At 54.1% G+C, this 18,786-nt stretch carries 22 protein-coding genes; 9 read left to right on the top strand and 13 right to left on the bottom strand.

Annotated elements, in window-relative coordinates; all coding sequences use genetic code 11:
* Window positions 1-170: 170 nt before the first annotated feature.
* The 7 genes from TRICHSKD4_RS05565 to TRICHSKD4_RS32225 form a co-directional block, all read right to left on the bottom strand.
* A complete protein-coding gene (locus TRICHSKD4_RS05565) occupies window positions 171-716 on the bottom strand; it encodes a DUF1178 family protein (RefSeq protein WP_009466487.1) in 546 nt (181 codons plus the stop codon).
* A gap of 11 nt (window positions 717-727) precedes the next feature.
* Window positions 728-1,576: a carbon-nitrogen hydrolase family protein gene (locus TRICHSKD4_RS05560; RefSeq protein WP_009466486.1), complete on the bottom strand. Its 849-nt coding sequence runs from the start codon at window positions 1,574-1,576 to the stop codon at window positions 728-730.
* Between the two features lie 40 nt (window positions 1,577-1,616).
* Window positions 1,617-1,874 (bottom strand): glutaredoxin 3, encoded by a 258-nt coding sequence (grxC, locus tag TRICHSKD4_RS05555; RefSeq protein WP_009466485.1) that lies wholly within the window; start codon window positions 1,872-1,874, stop codon window positions 1,617-1,619.
* Between the two features lie 103 nt (window positions 1,875-1,977).
* Window positions 1,978-2,148 carry a ComF family protein gene (locus tag TRICHSKD4_RS29055; RefSeq protein ID WP_009466484.1) on the bottom strand — a complete coding sequence of 57 codons (171 nt, stop codon included), beginning with the start codon at window positions 2,146-2,148 and terminating at the stop codon, window positions 1,978-1,980.
* Window positions 2,145-2,366 (bottom strand): hypothetical protein, encoded by a 222-nt coding sequence (locus tag TRICHSKD4_RS32230; RefSeq protein WP_009466483.1) that lies wholly within the window; start codon window positions 2,364-2,366, stop codon window positions 2,145-2,147. The genes TRICHSKD4_RS29055 and TRICHSKD4_RS32230 overlap by 4 nt, the downstream gene beginning before the upstream one ends.
* Window positions 2,363-3,715: an IS1380 family transposase gene (locus tag TRICHSKD4_RS05550; protein ID WP_009466009.1), complete on the bottom strand. Its 1,353-nt coding sequence runs from the start codon at window positions 3,713-3,715 to the stop codon at window positions 2,363-2,365. Before TRICHSKD4_RS05550 ends, TRICHSKD4_RS32230 begins: the two co-directional genes overlap by 4 nt.
* 76 nt (window positions 3,716-3,791) lie before the next feature.
* The gene (locus TRICHSKD4_RS32225) at window positions 3,792-4,421 is read right to left on the bottom strand and encodes a ComF family protein (protein ID WP_009466482.1); all 630 of its coding nucleotides are present in this window, start codon (window positions 4,419-4,421) and stop codon (window positions 3,792-3,794) included.
* A 109-nt stretch (window positions 4,422-4,530) separates the two neighbouring features.
* Here TRICHSKD4_RS32225 and TRICHSKD4_RS05540 point away from each other — a divergent pair, with 109 nt between their 5' ends.
* The gene (locus tag TRICHSKD4_RS05540) at window positions 4,531-5,418 is read left to right on the top strand and encodes a methyltransferase domain-containing protein (RefSeq protein WP_009466481.1); all 888 of its coding nucleotides are present in this window, start codon (window positions 4,531-4,533) and stop codon (window positions 5,416-5,418) included.
* Between the two features lie 12 nt (window positions 5,419-5,430).
* Here the strand turns inward: TRICHSKD4_RS05540 and TRICHSKD4_RS30155 are convergent, their stop codons facing one another.
* From TRICHSKD4_RS30155 to TRICHSKD4_RS05525, 5 genes are all read right to left on the bottom strand, one after another.
* Window positions 5,431-5,595 (bottom strand): hypothetical protein, encoded by a 165-nt coding sequence (locus TRICHSKD4_RS30155; RefSeq protein WP_009466480.1) that lies wholly within the window; start codon window positions 5,593-5,595, stop codon window positions 5,431-5,433.
* Window positions 5,596-5,915: 320 nt separating this feature from the next.
* A complete protein-coding gene (locus TRICHSKD4_RS30625; RefSeq protein WP_009466479.1) occupies window positions 5,916-6,080 on the bottom strand; it encodes a hypothetical protein in 165 nt (54 codons plus the stop codon).
* Between the two features lie 63 nt (window positions 6,081-6,143).
* Window positions 6,144-6,542, bottom strand: a complete 399-nt coding sequence (locus TRICHSKD4_RS05535) for a (deoxy)nucleoside triphosphate pyrophosphohydrolase (protein ID WP_009466478.1) — start codon at window positions 6,540-6,542, stop codon at window positions 6,144-6,146.
* Between the two features lie 57 nt (window positions 6,543-6,599).
* Window positions 6,600-7,838 carry a bifunctional glutamate N-acetyltransferase/amino-acid acetyltransferase ArgJ gene (gene argJ, locus TRICHSKD4_RS05530; RefSeq protein WP_009466477.1) on the bottom strand — a complete coding sequence of 413 codons (1,239 nt, stop codon included), beginning with the start codon at window positions 7,836-7,838 and terminating at the stop codon, window positions 6,600-6,602.
* A 172-nt stretch (window positions 7,839-8,010) separates the two neighbouring features.
* Window positions 8,011-8,871: a peptidylprolyl isomerase gene (locus TRICHSKD4_RS05525; RefSeq protein ID WP_009466476.1), complete on the bottom strand. Its 861-nt coding sequence runs from the start codon at window positions 8,869-8,871 to the stop codon at window positions 8,011-8,013.
* A gap of 257 nt (window positions 8,872-9,128) precedes the next feature.
* Between TRICHSKD4_RS05525 and secA the strand changes: the two genes are divergently transcribed.
* The 5 genes from secA to TRICHSKD4_RS05500 all read left to right on the top strand — a co-directional run bounded on the left by secA (window position 9,129) and on the right by TRICHSKD4_RS05500 (window position 16,144).
* Window positions 9,129-11,876, top strand: coding sequence for a preprotein translocase subunit SecA (gene secA / locus TRICHSKD4_RS05520; RefSeq protein ID WP_009466474.1), 2,748 nt, complete (start codon window positions 9,129-9,131; stop codon window positions 11,874-11,876).
* A 102-nt stretch (window positions 11,877-11,978) separates the two neighbouring features.
* Entirely contained in the window at window positions 11,979-13,001 is a 1,023-nt protein-coding gene (locus tag TRICHSKD4_RS05515) for a glycosyltransferase family 2 protein (protein WP_009466473.1), read from the top strand.
* The gene (locus TRICHSKD4_RS05510) at window positions 12,994-13,434 is read left to right on the top strand and encodes a GtrA family protein (protein ID WP_009466472.1); all 441 of its coding nucleotides are present in this window, start codon (window positions 12,994-12,996) and stop codon (window positions 13,432-13,434) included. Before TRICHSKD4_RS05515 ends, TRICHSKD4_RS05510 begins: the two co-directional genes overlap by 8 nt.
* A 7-nt stretch (window positions 13,435-13,441) precedes the next feature.
* The gene (locus TRICHSKD4_RS05505; RefSeq protein WP_009466471.1) at window positions 13,442-14,935 is read left to right on the top strand and encodes a glycosyltransferase family 39 protein; all 1,494 of its coding nucleotides are present in this window, start codon (window positions 13,442-13,444) and stop codon (window positions 14,933-14,935) included.
* Between the two features lie 42 nt (window positions 14,936-14,977).
* Window positions 14,978-16,144, top strand: a complete 1,167-nt coding sequence (locus tag TRICHSKD4_RS05500; protein ID WP_009466470.1) for an adenylate/guanylate cyclase domain-containing protein — start codon at window positions 14,978-14,980, stop codon at window positions 16,142-16,144.
* Between the two features lie 17 nt (window positions 16,145-16,161).
* On the opposite strand, the gene TRICHSKD4_RS31995 is transcribed toward TRICHSKD4_RS05500, so the two are convergent.
* Window positions 16,162-16,323: a L,D-transpeptidase gene (locus tag TRICHSKD4_RS31995; protein WP_256377387.1), complete on the bottom strand. Its 162-nt coding sequence runs from the start codon at window positions 16,321-16,323 to the stop codon at window positions 16,162-16,164.
* 13 nt (window positions 16,324-16,336) lie between these two features.
* On the opposite strand from TRICHSKD4_RS31995, the gene TRICHSKD4_RS05495 reads away from it, so the two are divergent.
* From TRICHSKD4_RS05495 to TRICHSKD4_RS05485, 3 genes are all read left to right on the top strand, one after another.
* Window positions 16,337-16,723: a transposase gene (locus TRICHSKD4_RS05495; protein WP_009465943.1), complete on the top strand. Its 387-nt coding sequence runs from the start codon at window positions 16,337-16,339 to the stop codon at window positions 16,721-16,723.
* On the top strand, window positions 16,720-17,067 hold the full coding sequence (gene tnpB, locus TRICHSKD4_RS05490) for an IS66 family insertion sequence element accessory protein TnpB (protein WP_009465831.1): 348 nt from the start codon (window positions 16,720-16,722) through the stop codon (window positions 17,065-17,067). Before TRICHSKD4_RS05495 ends, tnpB begins: the two co-directional genes overlap by 4 nt.
* A 69-nt stretch (window positions 17,068-17,136) precedes the next feature.
* The gene (locus TRICHSKD4_RS05485; protein ID WP_009465942.1) at window positions 17,137-18,663 is read left to right on the top strand and encodes an IS66 family transposase; all 1,527 of its coding nucleotides are present in this window, start codon (window positions 17,137-17,139) and stop codon (window positions 18,661-18,663) included.
* Window positions 18,664-18,786 lie beyond the last annotated feature (123 nt).

Below are 18,786 nucleotides of genomic sequence, written 5' to 3'. Positions count from 1 at the left end.
GTCTCTTCAATGCTGCAGGACTATACCACTCACTCAGTCAAGCAGTTTGAAGCTATTCAGGATCAACTGGGAACCGGTCTAGCTGCCGCAGAACGGCTCCAAGAAGTCACAACAGTCAGTCTTGACGAAATCAAGCAGCGCAGCTGACGCTTTCTGGCATTAGGCTATGGTCAGTTCTTGTCATCCGGCAATACGGGCAATGGCAAGACTGAAATCCCTTCGTCGAGCAATTCCGCCGCATCCTCCGGTGTTGTTTCGCCATGGATGGCCCGCTCTTCGGCATCCCCGTAGTGGATCTTTCGCGCCTCTTCGGCAAAGCTCTTGCCGACATTGTCTGAGTTTTCAATCATCTTGGCGCGCAAATGTCGGAGAGCTGCGACGATTTCCTTTTGCCGCACGTCTTGCGGTAACAATGCCGCTTCACGAACCGAAGCAGATGGAACTTCTGGGACGTCCGTCTTTGCGGTGACAGCCGAAGCAGGCACTTTTGAAGCACCACTGGCTTCACCCTCCACGACCGGCGCTGGAACGACTTGGTTTTCCTTGCGCCGGGAGGTCGACACGGCGGGGGCCATCAGCATCTTTGAGACGTCGGTGGACGAACACACAGGACACTCAATCTGATGCACGGCTTTTTGGACTTCGAAATCTTCCGAGTTTCGAAACCAGCCTTCAAATGTGTGATCTAACTCACAAACAAGATTGTAGCGGATCACGCTTCTTCCCCTCAACTTCCCTGAATATTCTGCATTTCCAGGGCGAATTCTCTTTCATTTTTCAAGACCGGGACGCTTTTGCGCGCATTTTCTGCCTCTTTCAAGCAGATTGTCGCAGAAACGTATCCCACTTCGTCTTCGCTCATTTCACAAAGCACTTTGCCCCACGGACTGACAATGAGGCTGTGTCCATAGGTCTCGCGCCCATCCTCATGGCGACCGGATTGCGCGGCAGAAATCATGAACGCGCCGTTTTCGATTGCCCGCGCCCTTTGCAACACATGCCAGTGCGCCTTGCCAGTTTGCTGTGTAAAGGCCGCCGGAGCAGTCAGAACCATGGCCCCTGCCACAGCTTGGTTTCGGAACACCTGAGGGAACCGCACATCATAGCAAATCCCCATTCCAAATCTGGCCAATGGCGTATCGACGATCATAGCAGCGGAGCCAGGCCGATAGGTTGCGGACTCTCGCCAGCTTTCTCCATCAGGCAAATCTACGTCGAACATGTGAATCTTGTCGTAACGCGCAAGAATCCGCCCATCCGGTCCGATCATGTAGCCACGGTTAGCGGCCTGATCCTCGCCAACCCGCACCGCCATGGAGCCGATATGCAACCAGATGCCAAGTTCACGAGCCAAATCACTCAAACCGGCCAGAAAAGGGTCTTCGTCTTGCGCAACTATCTTTTCAAAAAGCTCGTCGCGGCTGCGCACCAACAGGTTCGACATTTCCGGAGTTTGCACAAAACCGGCACCGGAGCCTTTAACAGCATCGCGAGCGAGTTGTCGGGCCACCTCAAGATTGGAGAGAACATCACGCCCACTTCGCAGCTGGACACAGGCTGCTGTAAACTCGCTCATGCCCTCTTCCTTCCATTATTCTCCGGACTGGCTAGCCATTTTATCCAGCAAGCAGAGAATCCAGCTTGCCGTTCCGCTCCAGGTCATGCAATTCATCGCACCCGCCAACATGGGTTTGACCAACAAAAATCTGCGGGAAGGTTGAGCGGCCATTCGCCCGTTGCACCATTTGTTTCTTCAGCTCCGGATCGAACGTGGCATCATGTTCGACAAAGTCGACACCCTTGCTATCCAGAAGACGTTTTGCAGCCGTACAAAACCCGCAAAGCTGGCGCGTATAAATAACCACTTCGGTCATAGCAAATAGCCTTCCTTTGAATAATCCTAGTTGGGCTAGCTTATATGTGATGAACACAAGCTCTCACAAGGGGCGCAGAACTCGTTGGCAGTTCAACTAAACGTCACTTCATTGGCCCGAGTTCGGCAATAGCAAATGTTAGGACATCAACCTGCATTGCCCCCGCCTTCAAAAGAACCTTGGTGCAAGCGTCGACCGTTGAACCGGTTGTAAAAACATCATCAATCAGAACCACCTGCCGCCCGACGACAAGAGCCTTACCTTCATCTGTCACTTTAACGGATATTTCCCAAGTAACTGTGTGTTGCGACGAGGTTGACCGTTTTCACGGACGTTTGCAACTCTGACGGCAGCGTTGTCGGGGCGATTATCGATTTTGACGGTTACGTAAGCGCGGTTTTTGAGCTTTTCGTGGACTTTATCCCGTTTGGGCTGCGACAAGACACAGCTGTGGAGCCGCATTTGTGTTGGTTTCGTTGTTTGGAGCGTCATGCAGGCCTCGGCGGGGGCTTGAGGGCGCGGATTGCGGCGAGGATTCGTCCGAAGACGTAGCCTGATACAGCCACCTCTGCCAGTTGGAACGTGATTTTGCGCGCATGGCGTACGACCTTTGCCCCGATTTTGATGAGGCGGCTCTGGATACTTGTCAGCGACCAGTCGGCGACCTCTTCCGGGAGGTCTAGCCCTTGCAGGAAGACACCAAGGTTATACGCCAATGCGTGAAGCTGAAGCCGGACCTCATTGTCACAGAACCGCTTGCAGGACAGGCGGGTCCAAGTGATGGCGTTCTTGCCTTCTTTGATGTGCTGTTCGGCTGTGCCGCGCTGATTGTAGAAGCGGATGATCCATTCCGGCTCCATCGGCAAGTTGGTGACGACAAAACCCACGCGAGGGAATAGATCACCGGGATACCATTCGATCTTGGCAACCACCTGACGGGGCTTGCTCCATGAAGCAGCCTGATACTCAAAAACCTCATAGAAGCGCTTGATCTTTGTCTTTGAGGGACGTCCCACGGGGCGGGTCAGCTGATGGCTGATCTTCTCTTCCAGCACAGCGTTCTTTTTGAGGCGGATGGCGTAGCGGTACCCTTCAGCCTCTAAAGTCTCGTAAAGTTCCGGAATGGCAAAGGCGGCATCAGCGCGAAAGAAGCGCATGATGTCGCGCTCTGCATAGCGCGCAATGACGGGTATCAGAAGAGCCTTCCAGTCATCCGCGCTGTGGACGCTGCCATTGCGCAGGGCACAGCGTTCCAAGTGGCCAAACTGATTGAAGATGAACAATGGGTGATAGCAGTTGCAGCCGAAATGCCCGTTCCATGCGGTTCCCTCCTGAGCGCCATGGGTGGGGCTGACAGAGCTATCCATGTCCAAGGTGATGTAGTTCAGTCCTTGGCGACCATGCACCGCATCAATCCATTGACCGGGCATATCGGCCAAGGCTTCCCTGTTGGCGGCAGTCGCGAGCACCTCAGTCTCAAAGCGGCCCATCTGGGAGGAGGATGCCGCCTGAGTGTCAACGGCACGGCCCCCGATAATCTGGCGCATTACCGGGTCACGCGACAGACGCACGGCATCATTCACATCTTCATAGCCCGCAAGGCGACCAAATATCGATTGGCGCAGCAGGCCCATCAAGGTGTGAACGCCATTCTTACCTTTGCGGGTATCCCGAAGGAACCGAACCGCTTTGCCGAAAAGGCCAAGGGCGTCATCAAGCTCCCGGTAAAGCAGAAGACCGCCATCAGAACTGATCTTTGAACCGTGGAATTCCAACCGCACCCGAGGGTCAAAATCCAGCCGAAAATCGCTCTCAGAACCCGCACCCGTTGGGTGTGCCATTTTTCAGCCCTCCGTCATCAAGTAACACGCTGTAATATAAAGAGAAAAATAGGATAGAAGAAGCTAAATCAGCTGACTACTTGGGAAATCCGGGTTTAAACGCTCCGCGGATGTTCTTCTCCCGCTGCTTTGCAGTTAAACCAACTTGAGGGCTCGTCTTTTTCGATCTCACCAGCAGCATGGGATGGTAATCTGCGCCAGACTGACGGGCGATAAAATTTGAAAGATCAGCTGCCTGATTAAACTGTCGGCTCCACAATCGCCTCCGATGCAGAGGCACGGGGATCAAAAGCGAATTTTCCACGAGGAGCTCCCGCCCCGCCCGAACCATCCATCTCCCCATCACTTCGGATAGCTCTCTGCGACGCGAGAATTTCAATGCATGAACCATGTCTCGCGCCGGACCGTCATAAAGACAGGCCGCCCTGGCACGTTCAAACAGTGGGGGAGAGGCAATAGCGCGCGGGCTAAGCGCATTCGGCCCGATCTCGTGACTGAACGGTGTCCCAAACCGATGGCATACCGGCACCTCGATAAACCTGATTTTCTGCCAACAGGAAGAACATAGTCCCAAGCCTCGAGCTATCTCTTCCGGACAGGTCGCACATCTCGGCGGCAGGAGACTATCAAGTAGGAAATGGCCGAAGGCAGCACCCCAATCGGGAAGATGTTTTAATACATTTGCTGCTTGGCTTCGAACGAACATCCTTCACCTGCAAAGCTGATTTCACACTAGAACACATCCTGCACCCTTTGACCAAGACGAACGCGGTGCCATATGACAGCATACCGCAGGACTCAAACCGGAACAGACCATGGCGCAACCAGAAATTTTTGACAGGCAACTGCTGAAAACACGCTGGAAACGCGCGCTGAATTCCGCTCCAGACGGCGCAGACTTCTTGCTGAAAAATGTGGCTGAGGATTTGGGAGACCGGCTTGTTTCAATCAAACGGGAATTTACAACGGCCATCGAGCTTGGTGGTCATTCCACCCATTTGGAAGACGCATTAGAGCAAACACCCAATGTAGGGGATGTGTTTCGGTTTGATGTTCTGTGTACAGATAAGCGCTTTCCAGCTCCGGCATGTGTTGTTGACGATGCCTGCCCACCACTGGCCGAGGAAAGCGTCGATCTGATCGTCTCAGCCCTTCATCTCCACCTGATCAATGACCTTCCGGGAACGCTTATCCAGCTCAACAGGGCCTTGCGTCCTGACGGTTTATTTCTTGCCACCCTGCCCGGCATGGACACCCTGTGGGAGTTGAGAGACGTGATGATGCAGGCGGAAATCGAAGTCACAGGCGGTGTATCGCCACGCATTTCCCCATTCGGAGATACGCGGGACCTTGGTTCCCTTCTCCAACGCGCAGGCTTTGCCCTACCAGTCACCGATGTGGACCGTTTAATCGTCCGCTATGACACGATGTTTGATTTATTGCGCGACCTACGCGCCATGGGCGCAACGTCCGTCCTAACAGAGCGTTCCAAAAAACCACTTCGCAAGGACGTTCTGATGAAAGCAGCAGCTCTGTATGCAGAAAAATATGCTGATCCAGACGGCCGCATTCGGGCGACCTTTTCAATGGTTACCATGAGTGGGTGGCGTCCGCATGAAAGCCAGCAGCAGCCACTAAAACCGGGTTCAGCAAAAGTGAGATTGGCAGATGCTCTTGGCACGGTCGAAACTCCGACAGAGTAATCAATTTGATGTTTATTCCTGCTTTCCGAGAGCGCCTTCATCATCCTCAACAGTGACCACAACACCACCGATTGATGATTTCAATTTATTAAACGCGTTTTGAGCAGAGTCTCCTGCATTGGCCGCAACACCGGCAATTGCCAAAGATAAAACACCAATAACCAAGCCGTATTCCATGGATGTAAATCCATGTTTGTCTCTAATAAATCTAAATAAAAGTCGACGGTGCATTGCCCCTCACTCGCCGGATTTGGAACCGAACTTGCGACTAGGGTGCCAACAACATGTTAATACAAAATTGCCCCTGCGTAATTAATACGGTTTTATTGTCAGTAAAACAGCTAAACTTATGCATACATTCAAATATCTGAAGGGATTTAATTTTACATATTGAGGTTTTTACAATAGTATTTATTACAAATAGATGCAAACTAAAGACTGGAGAAAATACTATTGCGAGAACATAGGCTGCATTCAGATTGAAGGTGATTTTTCTACTACACGCTTCGGAACACCGCTCCAAAAACAGCCGCCAAATCTACCCCCATGGTTGCAAGGGTTGCAATGGTGCCAACGACGATCAATGCGAATAGAAAACCGAACTCGGTTTCGGCAGTTCCGCGTTTATCGTGTGCTAGAGCTTTCAGAGTTCTCAGGACCATGCCAGATGTCTTTTTGCTCAGTAGGACCACCCACAGAAATGCACACAAAGGTTTAATTTTGACTTACACCAGTTCCATAAGGTGCGGGATGAGCGGAATATCGGCTTCCGGCATTGGATAGTCGCGGAGCCGTACCGGTCGAACCCAAGCCAGATTTTGCCCTTCTTTACCTTGTACCGCGCCATTCCAACGGCGGCATATGTAAAGCGGCATCAAAAGGTGAAAATCATCATAGCCGTGGCTTGCAAAGGTCAGTGGTGCCAGACAGTCCTCACTGATATCAATGCCCAACTCTTCTTTCAGTTCCCTGATAAGAGAGATTTCAGGACGCTCGCCGTGTTCGACCTTGCCGCCAGGAAATTCCCAAAGTCCCGCCATGCTTTTGCCTTCCGGGCGTTGCGCGAGCAGAATTCGGCCATCGGCATCCACAAGTGCACAGGCGACAACAAGGACGAGTTTCATTAGCAGGAATTCCCGGTTCTAAACAGAGTTGAGCAAGGCGTCTTTCAGCACCGCAGTTTAGCTGCGGTAGTCCCCGTTGATCGCAACATATTCCTTGGTCAGATCACAGGTCCAAACGGTTGCAGATCCGTCACCCAATCCGAGGTCAACCGTCAATTCGATTTCCTGCTCCTTCATGACCGCAGAAGCTGCATCCTCCGAATAGTCAGGGTCACGCTCACCGTCGACGGCAACACGAACATCACCAAACCATATTGCCAGCCGATCCCGATCTGCAGGCTCGCCTGCTTTTCCGACCGCCATGACAACCCGCCCCCAATTGGCATCCTCACCGGCGACCGCGGTTTTTACCAACGGCGAGTTCGCGATCGAAAGAGCAATTTTCTTGGCAGATGCGTTGCTCTCTGCGCCAGTTACCTTGACCGCAACGAACTTGGTTGCCCCTTCGCCATCACGCACGATTTGTTGCGCAAGATCCTGCATAAGGTGCCGCAACGCTGCGCGGAAGCGCTCAAAACGGCTGTCTTCAACGCTTTCTAAAGGCTGAACTCCACGAGACTTGGCCCACCCGGTGGCAAACAGAAGCACTGTGTCGGATGTTGAGGTATCGCTATCCACCGTAACCGCGTTAAAGCTTCCTTCCGTCTCAGCAGACAGGGCCTTTTGCAGAACGTCAGCTGCAATCGGAGCATCGGTAAAGATGAAGGACAACATTGTCGCCATATCTGGCGCGATCATGCCTGCGCCTTTGGCAATGCCGCTGATGCGGATGGTGTGGCCATTAAACTCAAGGGTTTCAGTCGCCACCTTCGGATATGTATCCGTCGTCATGATGGCCTGCGCTGCCTCTAGCCAGGATGATTCAGTGCCATCAACCAACCCGGACATGACAGTGTCGAACTTTTCCGCTGGCAAAGGTTCACCGATCACACCGGTAGAGGCCAAAAATACATCCTTCGGCTCACACCCCAATGCTCTGGACGCAATATCCGCAGACAAACGAACAGCCTCAGCCCCCTTTTTGCCGGTAAACGCATTTGCATTTCCCGAGTTCACCAAAAGCCCACGTGCAGTCCCCCGATGAAGCTCTGCCCGGCACCAATCAACGGGAGCTGACGAACATTTGGATTTGGTGAAAACACCTGCAACCGTCGTTCCTTCGACAAGGTTGGCCAGCAAGACATCCGTCCGCCCTTTGTATTTGATACCGGCCTGTGCTGTGGCAAATCGCACGCCTTCAATTTCCGGCATCGTGGGATAGGAGGTTGGCGCAAGAGGGGAAACAGCTGCAGACATGAGAGTGACTTCCAGAAATTGGTTTTCAACTGGATTGCCTTAAGAACGCAGCTTTCGCAAGCACTTGTTTTGCATCCCGTTGCGTGCTTCAGGCCATTTGCGAATACCAAACAAAAATGCCCGGCACCTGCTATCTGGCACCGGGCACCTGGAGTTCTGTAGTACGGCTCGCTTATTCGGGCTTGGTGTCAGCCTCCGGCTTTTTCAGACCTTCATCAAGGATCTCGACAGTTACATACCCCTTCAGGTCTTCCATCACCTTGGTATAGCGTTCCCGGGTCAACTGCTGGCGCAATCCGGCAGAAACATCTTCCAGCGTGGGCTTCGGCTTTTTCCGCTTCTCTTCAAGCTTGATCACATGCCAGCCAAACTGTGTTTGTACCGGCTCTATCGTAAAGGCACCCGGCTCCAGAGCAAAAGCCGCTTCCTCAAACGGACCAACCATCTGGCCGCGAACGAAAAAGCCTAGATCACCCCCGTTAGGCCCGGATGGCCCGGTGGACTTCTCCTTCGCCAATTCAACGAAGTCGGCACCGCCTTGCAGCTCAGCGACGATAGCATCTGCCTCAGCTTTTTCTTTCACCAGAATGTGACGGGCGTTGATTTCCTCGTCACCTTCGAAGTCTGCGAACTGCTTGTCATAGGCAGCCTGTACGTCTTCATCAGACACACCACCTTCGATCTTCTGAGCAATATAAGCGTTCCGCAACGCCCGGAGTGTCAGGAAGTCGAGCTGCTTTTGAAAGTCAGGATCCTTGTCGATATCTGCATCCCGTGCCGCTTGCGCCAGAAGCTCCATATCAACAATCACATCCAGCAAAATACCGCGCCACTGGGACGGCGGAAAGCGTTGCAGCTCCTGTCCCAGATCTTGGGCCGCGAATGCAATATCCGCTTCCGTGATTTCGGTCTCACCAACTTTTGCGATGACGTCATCCGGCTCTGCGGCGGAAACAGCACTGGTTCCCAGCATCAAGGCAAACGCCGTGACCATGATCGAGTGCAGTGGTCGGCGAACAGTTTTACGGAACATCGGGCGTCCTTTTTTACAAAATCTCTCGAAGCATGAAGCTTCCGAACTCATGCGAGCCTACTTTGCTCAAACCAGCGGCGTTGACAAGCATATCCCCCCCTCTTATCTCTCGGTCGTCCAATCCGGCAAGGGTGGGCACCACTTTCGCCATGGTTCTGGCTCCCACTATGGGACAGTCGAAACCTTGGACAGCAATTGAGACGATTTCATGGGTTCGCGCAGGCTAAGTGCGCAGCCCCTTAAGGAAGGACCGCCACATGGCTGGCCTTGGCGCACTGGCACGTAAAATTTTCGGATCGGCGAACGATCGCAAAGTCAAATCCTTTCGGGCGAAGGTTCAGCAGATCAATGCCCTTGAAGATGGTCTGAAAAACCTCTCTGACGATCAACTTCGTGCCCGCACTGATGAATTTCGCCAGGAACTCCAGAACGGCAAAACCCTCGACGATTTGCGGGTTCCAGCCTTTGCGACCGTGCGCGAAGCCGCCAGACGCGCCTTGGGACAGCGTCACTATGATGTGCAGCTGATCGGCGGAATGGTCCTCAATTCTGGTCAAATCGCAGAAATGCGCACGGGTGAAGGTAAGACCCTTGTTGCTACAGCGCCGGTTTATCTGAATGCCCTGACCGGGAACGGTGTTCATGTTGTCACCGTCAACGACTACCTTGCCCAACGCGACAGCGAATGGATGGGGCAGGTCTACAAGTTCCTTGGACTGACCACCGGCTGTATTGTGCATGGCTTGTCCGACGAAGAACGCCGAGCAGCTTACGAAGCCGACGTAACTTACGGCACGAACAACGAATTTGGCTTCGACTACCTCCGCGACAACATGAAGCACGACCGCGAGTCGATGGTTCAGCGCGATCATAACTTTGCGATTGTCGATGAGGTCGACTCCATTCTCGTGGACGAAGCCCGGACGCCTTTGATCATTTCAGGCCCGCTGGAAGACCGCTCCGAATTCTACAACACCGTTGACGCGTTCATTCCGCACCTGACCGAAGAAGATTACGAGCTGGACGAAAAGCAACGCTCAGCCACCTTTACTGAGGAAGGCAATGAAAAGCTGGAAGGCCTTCTCAGCGAAGCAGAGCTGCTGAAGGGCGATTCCCTCTATGACGTGGAAAACGTCTCGGTGGTGCACCACCTGCAGCAAGCGCTGAAAGCCCATAAACTGTTCCAACGCGACAAGGATTACATCGTCCGCAACAATGAAGTCGTCATCATTGATGAGTTCACCGGACGCATGATGCCGGGCCGCCGCTTTTCCGAAGGATTGCACCAGGCGCTTGAAGCGCGCGAAAAGGTTCGTATTCAGCCGGAGAACCAGACACTGGCATCCATCACATTCCAGAACTACTTCCGCATGTATGACAAGTTGGCGGGCATGACCGGCACAGCGTCGACGGAAGCAGACGAATTTGCAGATATCTACGGGCTGGAAGTTGTCGAAATCCCGACCAATCTGCCGGTCTCGCGTGTTGATTCCGATGATGAAGTCTACAGAACTGCGGAAGAAAAATACGGCGCAATCGTCAAGCTGATTGACGACTGCAAGGAGCGCGGGCAGCCCATTCTTGTCGGCACCACCTCCATCGAGAAGTCTGAATACCTCGCTGACCGTTTGAAAAAACACGGCTACAAACAAATCGACGTGACTGATCCGAAAGCTTTTGCTGAAGCGCAAATGAAGGATGGTCCCAAATCGAAGGTGTTTGCTGTTCTGAACGCGCGCTATCATGAACAAGAAGCCATGATCATCAGCGAAGCCGGACTTCCCGGCGCTGTGACCATTGCAACCAACATGGCCGGTCGCGGAACAGACATTCAGCTGGGTGGCAACCCGGATCAGCGCGTTGCCATCGAGCTGGGTGATATGCCAAAGGGTGAAGAACAGTCCGCAAAAGAAACGACGATCCGCGCTGAGGTTGAAGAACTCAAGCAAAAGGCCCTGCAAGCCGGTGGCCTTTATGTTGTTGGCACCGAACGGCATGAAAGCCGCCGGATCGATAACCAGCTCCGCGGGCGTTCCGGCCGTCAGGGCGACCCTGGTCACTCAAAGTTCTTCTTGTCCTTGGAGGACGATCTGATGCGCATTTTCGGGTCAGACCGTATGGACTCCATGCTTCAGAAGCTGGGCTTGGAAGAAGGCGAAGCGATTACCCACCCGTGGATCAACCGCGCGCTGGCGAAAGCCCAGCAAAAGGTGGAAGCCCGCAACTTCGACATTCGTAAAAACCTTCTGAAATTCGACGACGTGATGAACGACCAGCGTAAGGTGGTCTTCGAACAGCGGATCGAACTGATGGACGGAGAAGCTCTTCAAGACACTGTGGCCGACATGCGCCATGACGTCATCGAAGACCTTGTCGCCCGCCATATTCCAGAGCGTGCCTACCCCGAACAATGGGACACGGAAGGCCTTGAAGAAGAAGTCCGCACAGTTCTCAGCCTCGACTTGCCAGTAAAAGAATGGGCGAGTGAAGAAGGCATTGCGGATGAAGAGGTCAAATCCCGCCTGAAACGTGCTGCTGATGAGGCCATGGCCCAAAAAGCGGCGAAATACACGCCCGACATCATGCGGCAGGTGGAAAAAGCCATCTTGCTACAGACACTGGACAATCTGTGGCGTGAGCATTTGGGCAACCTTGACCACCTGCGCTCAGTCGTCGCCTTCCGCGGCTATGCCCAGCGCGATCCGCTGCAGGAGTACAAGACAGAATCCTTCACCCTGTTTGAAGGCATGCTGGCGCAGCTGCGTCAAATCACCACCAGCCAACTTCTGCGCGTTGAGCTTGTTCAAGAACCAACCATCCCGGAACCAGCACCGCTGCCGGAGATGCACCCGCAGCACATCAATCCGCAGACCGGCGAAAACGAGTTCGAAAGCGCGGAACGCGATCCAAACAATCCGGCAACATGGGGCAAGGTGGGCCGAAATGAACCTTGCCCATGCGGATCAGGCAAGAAGTTCAAGCACTGCCACGGTGCACTTGTGTGAATTGCCGACATTGGTAAAAAGGGGCCGGGCGTGCGAAGCGTCCGGCCTTTTTGATTCAAGCCTTCAGATCCCTGCAACCTGAAAGAAACCGGAACCCCGGACATGGCAACAAGAACACAGGCAAAGGTCTATTTCGAACGGCGGTCACAAGCACGTCTGAAAACGCCCCTCGTCAGCCTGATCGTTCCGGTTTTCAACGAGGCAGAGGTCATTCCCCACTTTCTTGAAGAAACCAACAAGGTTCTGACCGGCTTGGGTCTTCCATTTGAGTATATCTTTGTCGATGACGGCAGTCATGACACGACAGCGGACGTCGTTGCACAAAATCTGAAAGACGGCCTGCCGGGAAAGCTGATCGGCCTATCTAGAAACTTTGGCAAGGAAGCTGCGCTAACCGCTGGTCTTTCTCATGTGAAGGGGGACGTCGCCATCGTTCTGGACGCTGACCTGCAGGACCCTCCATCTTTGGTCCCGCAGATGATCGAAGGCTGGCGCTCCGGATATGATGTTGTCTATGGCATGCGCGTCGACCGCTCGTCAGACACATTCCTCAAGCGCTCCACAGCTGGTCTGTTCTATAAACTCTTTAATCGCCTCGCCCATATCGACATGCCGGCCAATGCTGGCGATTTTCGCCTGATAGACCGCGCCGTCATTGAGGCACTACACAAGCTTCCCGAGCGTAATCGCTTCATGAAAGGACTGTTTGCTTGGGTCGGCTTTCCATCCTTGGCCATCCCCTATGAACGACCGGCTCGTCGCGCAGGCGAAGGCAAATGGAACTATTGGAAACTCTGGAACTTTGCCATTGACGGCTTGACAGCCTTCACCACACTTCCGCTTCGCGTCTGGCTTTACGGCGGGGTCGGGATTGCCGGATTGGCGCTTGTCTACGCCCTCTACACGATCATCAAGGTCCTGATTTATGGTGTTGATGTTCCCGGCTACGCGTCTTTGATGGTGGCCGTCCTGTTTTTTTCCGGCATTCAGCTCCTCTCCATCGGCATGGTGGGTGAGTACATTGCACGCCTGTTTGGTGAGGCGAAGCAGCGCCCCGTCTACCTGGTTCAGGATGTCATAACCGGAGCCGACACAAAGGTCGACGGCAAGGCAAGCAATGACTGAAAAAGACGCCCGCACCAGCCGCCTTCGCTCGGAGGCAGCGACGGCAAGCCGGTTTGCGCTCGTAGGCATCGCGGCCACCTTGACCCACAGTGTTGTCGCCCTTGCTGCCTTGCAGAGCGAAATGTTCGGCGCTTACGGATCAAACATTCTCGGCTTTATTGTTGCGTTTGTCGTGTCCTTCGCAGGTCACAATTTCTGGAGCTTTAAACCGCGGAGACATCACGGAACCACTGGCCGTAGAATGGCGCGTTTTCTCTTGATTGCGGTTATGGGCTTTCTTGCCAACAACGTAGTCCTGACAGCCTGCCTCCAGTTCACTAACTGGCCGGCCACGGTCGGCCTTATCTTTTCAATTGCAATTGTTCCAGTACTGAGTTTCCTCGGCTCCCGCTTCTGGGCTTTTTCTGGTTCAATTCCTGCTTTTGATACGTGAAAGACGCATGATGTCGGCATCCCGGACAGCTTTCTGGTATTGCTCTCTTACCTTGCTTTTATGGGCAATTATTCCTTCGCTTCTTTTCCCCAATCCGCCGCTGGATGTTGTTGAAGGTTTCGCCTGGGGGCGGGAGCTGGCACTTGGCTATACCAAGCACCCACCCATGCAAGCCTGGTTGCTGGAACTCAGCTATCACCTGACATTGGGCCATGCTTTTGGCGCTTATTGGCTTAGCGCACTCAGCGTTGCTATCGGATACGCCTGTATCTGGCTTTTGGCGAGGCGGATTAGCCTTAGCGATTGGCAATCGTTTTGGGCGATTGTTCTAACCAGTGTGACGTTCTATTTCACTCTGCCACTTCCCGAATTTAATCCCAACATTCTGCAGATCCCCGTTTGGGCAGGTTTGATCCTATTCTTCCACCGGGGGCTAGAAAGCGGAAAACTAGCCGACTGGATATTGTTGGGTGCTGTCGCAGCATTCGGGCTTTATACAAAATATTTCGTCGCACTTTTGATCGGCACCATCGGACTGTATGCGCTCACATTTTCAAGTGTTCGGAAATGCCTCACAACACCAGGTCCGTGGGTGGCCGCAATCGCCTGCCTTCTGCTCTTTGCGCCCCATGTCATCTGGTTGGTGGAGACAGATTTCATTCCATTGGAATATGCGGCGAGCAGAAGTCGCGGGGCTGAAGGCCTGTTTGACCATTTCTACAATCCGGTGAACTTCTTCCTGGCTCAAATCGCCAACCATGCTGGCTTGTTCATCATCTCAGCCCTCGGTTTGGGACTTGCGGGCCTCAAGGCCCTCAAAAGCGCACGCCTGCCAAGCAAGATCAACGAGAATGACCGATATCTTCTCTGGTTTGCATTCGTCCCCCTTGCCGTTGTCCTGCTTCTATCCGGTGTTACCGGTAACGAATTCAAACACATGTGGGGCACACCGATGTTTGTTCTCTCTGGCATCGTGGCAGCACGTTATTTGGTGCCAGAACATGGTTTTCAAACGTTCAAACCCGCATTGGCTGGCGCAATCATTATTCAGGGTATCTTTCTGGGCGTGATCGCAGGGCAGGCAGTGCTGGAGCCTCTTTGGAAAACCAAGCAATCCCGAATCCATTATCCAGGGCAGGAAACCGCCGACCAACTAACCAATATCTGGCGTGATCAAACCAAGACACCCTTGCGCTTTGTGGCTGGTGACATGTGGACTGCGGCCCATGTAACGCTCTTTTCTGATGATCGACCGTCCATGTTTCTTGATCACGATCTTACTCTGTCCCCATGGATCAAAACGGAAGATATCAACGAGGCTGGAGTACTTGTCGTTTGGCGCGGAGACTCAAAAACACCGCCACCGCCCATTGCTCAGCGCTATCCCGATTTGAGACGCCAAGGCTCATTTGAACGGTCCTACGCCTATGCGAAAAAGATGCAGCCGGCTGTTGTAAACTGGGCGGTCATCCCACCATATCAGGTTGCAGTAGAAAATTGACATTCCGCCGTTTCAGCTGACTTTGCAAAGGACCCCATCCTCATGATCGACATGCAGGAAATCGATGGCATTGAGGAATGGCTGATTGGGCAAGCGCTTTCAACTGTCAGCCTTCCGGCAATTTTCGATGAGATGTGTCAGAGATTGAGGCAATGTCATGTGCCGGTCGACCGTGCAACCGTCGGCTGGACCACATTGCATCCGCTTGTTGAAGCCGAGATGGTGTATTGGAGCGCACAAAAGGGTGCAGAGCATCATCGCTATGGCCACCACGAGGAGGACGAAGAAGAATGGCTGCAAAGCCCGATGCGCGCCGTTCTCTATAACAATGAAGGCATGCTGCGGCGGAAACTGCAGGAAACAAATCAAACGCTTGATTTCCCATTGCTACGAAGCCTCGCGTCTGAAGGTTATTCCGACTACATTGTGATTTCGACCCCGTTCGAGCTCCCGGCTTTACAGGAAATGCAAGGTAGAACCGGGATTCTGGTCAGTTGGTCCACCCGATCTGAAAGTGGTTTTTCTGACGATGCCCTCCACGCGATCAGTTACCTTCAAAAAAGGTTCGCTCTTGCGGCGCGCGCCACATTGCAGGCCGAAATCACGCAAACCATTGCCGACACCTATCTGGGGCATATCGCGAGCCGAAAAGTTCTGACCGGCCAAATTCGGCACGGCGACGGCGAGACGATCAAGGCTGTCATTTTTTATTGCGATATGCGCAACTCAACAGCAATCGCAGAAAGCCTTGGACCAAGAGACTATATTAGCTGGCTAAACACCTACTTTACAGCGACCGCCGGTGCCATATTGAAGCACGGAGGGGAAATCCTCGATTTCATCGGTGATGCTGTTCTTGCCGTTTTTCCGATACACAACACCGGGCTAGAGGATGCTGCGCGCAAGGCCATTGAAGCCACGGATGATGTTCGGCGAAACCTGGCCGAAGTGAACCACAGCGGGAAGCACCAAACCCAACTTTGTGCCGGAATGGCTTTATCGGTTGGCGAAGTAATGTTTGGAAATATCGGCGTCCCGGACAGTCTCACCTTTTCAGTTATTGGGCAAACCGTTCACGCTGCCGCGCGGATGGAAGCGCTCACAAAAAACCACCGCGACCGACATTCTCATCACGAGAGATATCGCCGACATTGTCGGCAGCAGAGCGTCATTGGTCGGAAATTACGGGCTGTCCGGCTTCTCAACTGAACAGCCACTTTTCACAGTCAGCGAACCTTGACTTTGGTTCCCACCTTCACTTGGCTGTAAAGGTGCTCGACATCTTCGTTCAGCATGCGGATGCAGCCGGAAGAAACGTGAGCGTTCGGTATTCCCGCTCTGACGGGGAGCGCAGTGGGGTGATAATGTCCATTTTCGTTAATGGACATTGTGAGGCACATTTTGGGTACGAAGAAGGGCAGCAAGAAGCGGTTTTGGTCGGATGACGAGAAGCGGTCGATCTGTTTGCAGGCCAGAGTGCCGGGGGTTTCGGTTGCGCAGGTTGCGCGCCGCTCTGCGATGAATGCGAACCTGATCCACAACTGGCTGCGTGATGAGCGGTTTGCGCCAGAAGACAGCGATTGCGTCCTTGATGGAGCGGCGTTTCTACCAGTGGAGATAGAGGGCCCGCAGGCCGCACCAGGCCACCAGATCGCGGCGCTTGCCTCGGATATGCCGTTGTCGGCTCAGCGGGTTGATATCACGCTGTCGGACGGGCGGCGGGTATTGGTGGAAGGGACGACGGCGCTGCCGACGGTGCTGGCTTTGGTTGAAGGTCTAATGCCGTGATCCCCGTGCCGTCCAACGCGCGGGTTTGGCTGGCTGCCGGGGTGACGGACATGCGGCGCGGGTTCAACACTTTGGCGGCTCAGGCGGAGAAGGTTCTGGAGCTTGATCCCTATTCTGGACATCTGTTTGTGTTCCGGGGACGGCGCGGTGATCTGCTGAAGATCATCTGGTGGGATCGACAGGGCGCATGCCTGTTCAGCAAGCGCCTTGAGAAGGGCCGGTTTGTTTGGCCTGCTGCGAAGGACGGTAAGGTCAGCGTGACGCCCGCGCAATTGTCGATGTTGCTTGAAGGCATAGACTGGCGGATGCCGCAAAAAACATGGCGGCCCCTGAGCGTCGGATAGGCCAATATATTGGCGTTTGCGCGCCTCTCGGGATTCAACTTACGCCCTTGATCTGATATAAGATCGAAGATGCTGAAGGACCTTGATATCACCCCGGAGGACCCCGCCGAATTGAGGGCGGTGAACCGCCTTCTGGCCGACGAGGTCAAGGCTCTGAGCCTCAAGGTCGAGCAGCTTCAACACCAGTTGCACGGGGCCAATCGGCATCGGTTCGGCTCCAAGTCTGAGGGTCTGGATCAGCTCAATCTCGATCTGCTCGAGGACGCCGAGATTGTTGAGGCCGCTGAAGACCAGGCAAAACAGCCCGCCCCGTCGCAGGAGGGAGTTGATCCAAAGCCGAAGCGCAAACACAGCCGCAAGCCCTTGCCGGATCATCTGGATCGGGAAGACGAGGAGCTCTCTCCCGGTGATGAATGTGGTCGTTGTGGTGGCAACTTGCGCACCCTGGGTGAGGATGTCACCGAAGAGTTGGAATACGTGCCGGGACGCTTCAAGGTGAAGCGGATCATCCGGCCCCGCAAAGCCTGTTCATGGTGCGAGGCGATTGTGCAAGCGCCGCTGCCATCGCGCCCCATTGAGCGTGGGCGGCCCGGACCGGGATTGTTGGCCCATGTTCTGGTAAGCAAATATGCCGATCATTTACCCCTCTATCGCCTGAGCCAGATCTTTGCCCGTGAAGGCGTCGATCTGGACCGCTCGACCATGGCCGACTGGGTTGGTCGCTCGACGGCCCTGCTGGAACCTCTTGCCGATGCCATCGGACGGATGGTGCGGCAAGGACCTGCGCTTTTTGCCGACGATACGCCCATCAAAATGCTGGCCCCCGGCAACAAGAAGACCAAAACGGCGCGGGTCTGGACCTATGTGCGGGATGAGCGTGCCTGGTCTGGCCAATCGCCACCCTGTGCATGGTATCAGTTCACGGTGGATCGCAAAGGAGAGCATCCCGTTGCTCATTTGTCGGGATACAAGGGCTGGGTCCATGCGGATGGATATTCCGGGTTCAACGGTGTGTTCGGTGACGACAAAGCCGATGAGATGGCCTGCATGGCGCATGTACGACGCAAGTTCGTGGATGTCTTCTCCTCGCAGGGCAGCGCCATTGCCGAAGAAGTCATCCGCCGGATTGCTGAGCTTTACGCTATCGAGAAAGAGATCAGGGGCATGCCCCCCGAAGACCGCGCTACCATCCGGCAGGCTAGGGCAAAACCGATCTTTGACGCCTTGGAAGAATGGTTGCAGACGCAATTGCCCAAAATCTCGGGAAAGTCACCACTCGCGCAGGCCATCCGCTATGCCTTGGGCCGAATGCCGAAAGCACGCCCATACCTTGAGCTCGGCCATCTGGAATTGGATAACAACACCGCCGAGCGCGCCGTTAAACCCGTCGCCATCGGACGCAAAAATTGGATGTTCTCAGGCTCCCAAGGCGGCGGCAAAGCCATGGCTATCGCTTATACCCTGATCGAAACGGCCAAGCTCAACGGTGTTGACCCTCAGGCCTGGCTGACCTGGGTCCTCGGTCAAGTCGCCGACCACAAAATCACACGCCTCGACGAACTTCTGCCCTGGCGTTACGCTGCTCAGGCAGCGTAACAGGCCGCATCGGTGTCGCGCCAGAGCGCCTTCGCCGGACGGTCACTATTTTTCCGTAATTCAATGTAGCTAAACACTGCCATTTTCACAACAACTGGTACGCTGACCACCAGACAAACAAAT

This window comes from Roseibium sp. TrichSKD4 (genome assembly GCF_000148725.1).
Lineage (GTDB): Bacteria > Pseudomonadota > Alphaproteobacteria > Rhizobiales > Stappiaceae > Roseibium.
The sequence above is the reverse complement of the archived record's forward strand: the minus strand, read 5'-3'. Positions and strand labels throughout refer to the sequence as shown.

Coding starts and splice junctions, on each gene's coding strand:
- TRICHSKD4_RS05510 (WP_009466472.1), top strand. CDS start 12,994: ATGACTGAAAAAGACGCCCGCACCAGCCGCCTTCGCTCGGAGGCAGCG.
- TRICHSKD4_RS05485 (WP_009465942.1), top strand. CDS start 17,137: ATGCTGAAGGACCTTGATATCACCCCGGAGGACCCCGCCGAATTGAGG.
- TRICHSKD4_RS31995 (WP_256377387.1), bottom strand. CDS start 16,323: ATGTCCATTAACGAAAATGGACATTATCACCCCACTGCGCTCCCCGTC.
- TRICHSKD4_RS05505 (WP_009466471.1), top strand. CDS start 13,442: ATGATGTCGGCATCCCGGACAGCTTTCTGGTATTGCTCTCTTACCTTG.
- TRICHSKD4_RS05560 (WP_009466486.1), bottom strand. CDS start 1,576: ATGAGCGAGTTTACAGCAGCCTGTGTCCAGCTGCGAAGTGGGCGTGAT.
- TRICHSKD4_RS05535 (WP_009466478.1), bottom strand. CDS start 6,542: ATGAAACTCGTCCTTGTTGTCGCCTGTGCACTTGTGGATGCCGATGGC.
- TRICHSKD4_RS32225 (WP_009466482.1), bottom strand. CDS start 4,421: ATGTTCGTTCGAAGCCAAGCAGCAAATGTATTAAAACATCTTCCCGAT.
- TRICHSKD4_RS05540 (WP_009466481.1), top strand. CDS start 4,531: ATGGCGCAACCAGAAATTTTTGACAGGCAACTGCTGAAAACACGCTGG.
- TRICHSKD4_RS05525 (WP_009466476.1), bottom strand. CDS start 8,871: ATGTTCCGTAAAACTGTTCGCCGACCACTGCACTCGATCATGGTCACG.
- grxC (WP_009466485.1), bottom strand. CDS start 1,874: ATGACCGAAGTGGTTATTTATACGCGCCAGCTTTGCGGGTTTTGTACG.
- TRICHSKD4_RS05550 (WP_009466009.1), bottom strand. CDS start 3,715: ATGGCACACCCAACGGGTGCGGGTTCTGAGAGCGATTTTCGGCTGGAT.
- TRICHSKD4_RS30155 (WP_009466480.1), bottom strand. CDS start 5,595: ATGGAATACGGCTTGGTTATTGGTGTTTTATCTTTGGCAATTGCCGGT.
- argJ (WP_009466477.1), bottom strand. CDS start 7,838: ATGTCTGCAGCTGTTTCCCCTCTTGCGCCAACCTCCTATCCCACGATG.
- TRICHSKD4_RS05500 (WP_009466470.1), top strand. CDS start 14,978: ATGATCGACATGCAGGAAATCGATGGCATTGAGGAATGGCTGATTGGG.
- TRICHSKD4_RS05515 (WP_009466473.1), top strand. CDS start 11,979: ATGGCAACAAGAACACAGGCAAAGGTCTATTTCGAACGGCGGTCACAA.
- secA (WP_009466474.1), top strand. CDS start 9,129: ATGGCTGGCCTTGGCGCACTGGCACGTAAAATTTTCGGATCGGCGAAC.
- TRICHSKD4_RS32230 (WP_009466483.1), bottom strand. CDS start 2,366: ATGACGCTCCAAACAACGAAACCAACACAAATGCGGCTCCACAGCTGT.
- TRICHSKD4_RS30625 (WP_009466479.1), bottom strand. CDS start 6,080: ATGGTCCTGAGAACTCTGAAAGCTCTAGCACACGATAAACGCGGAACT.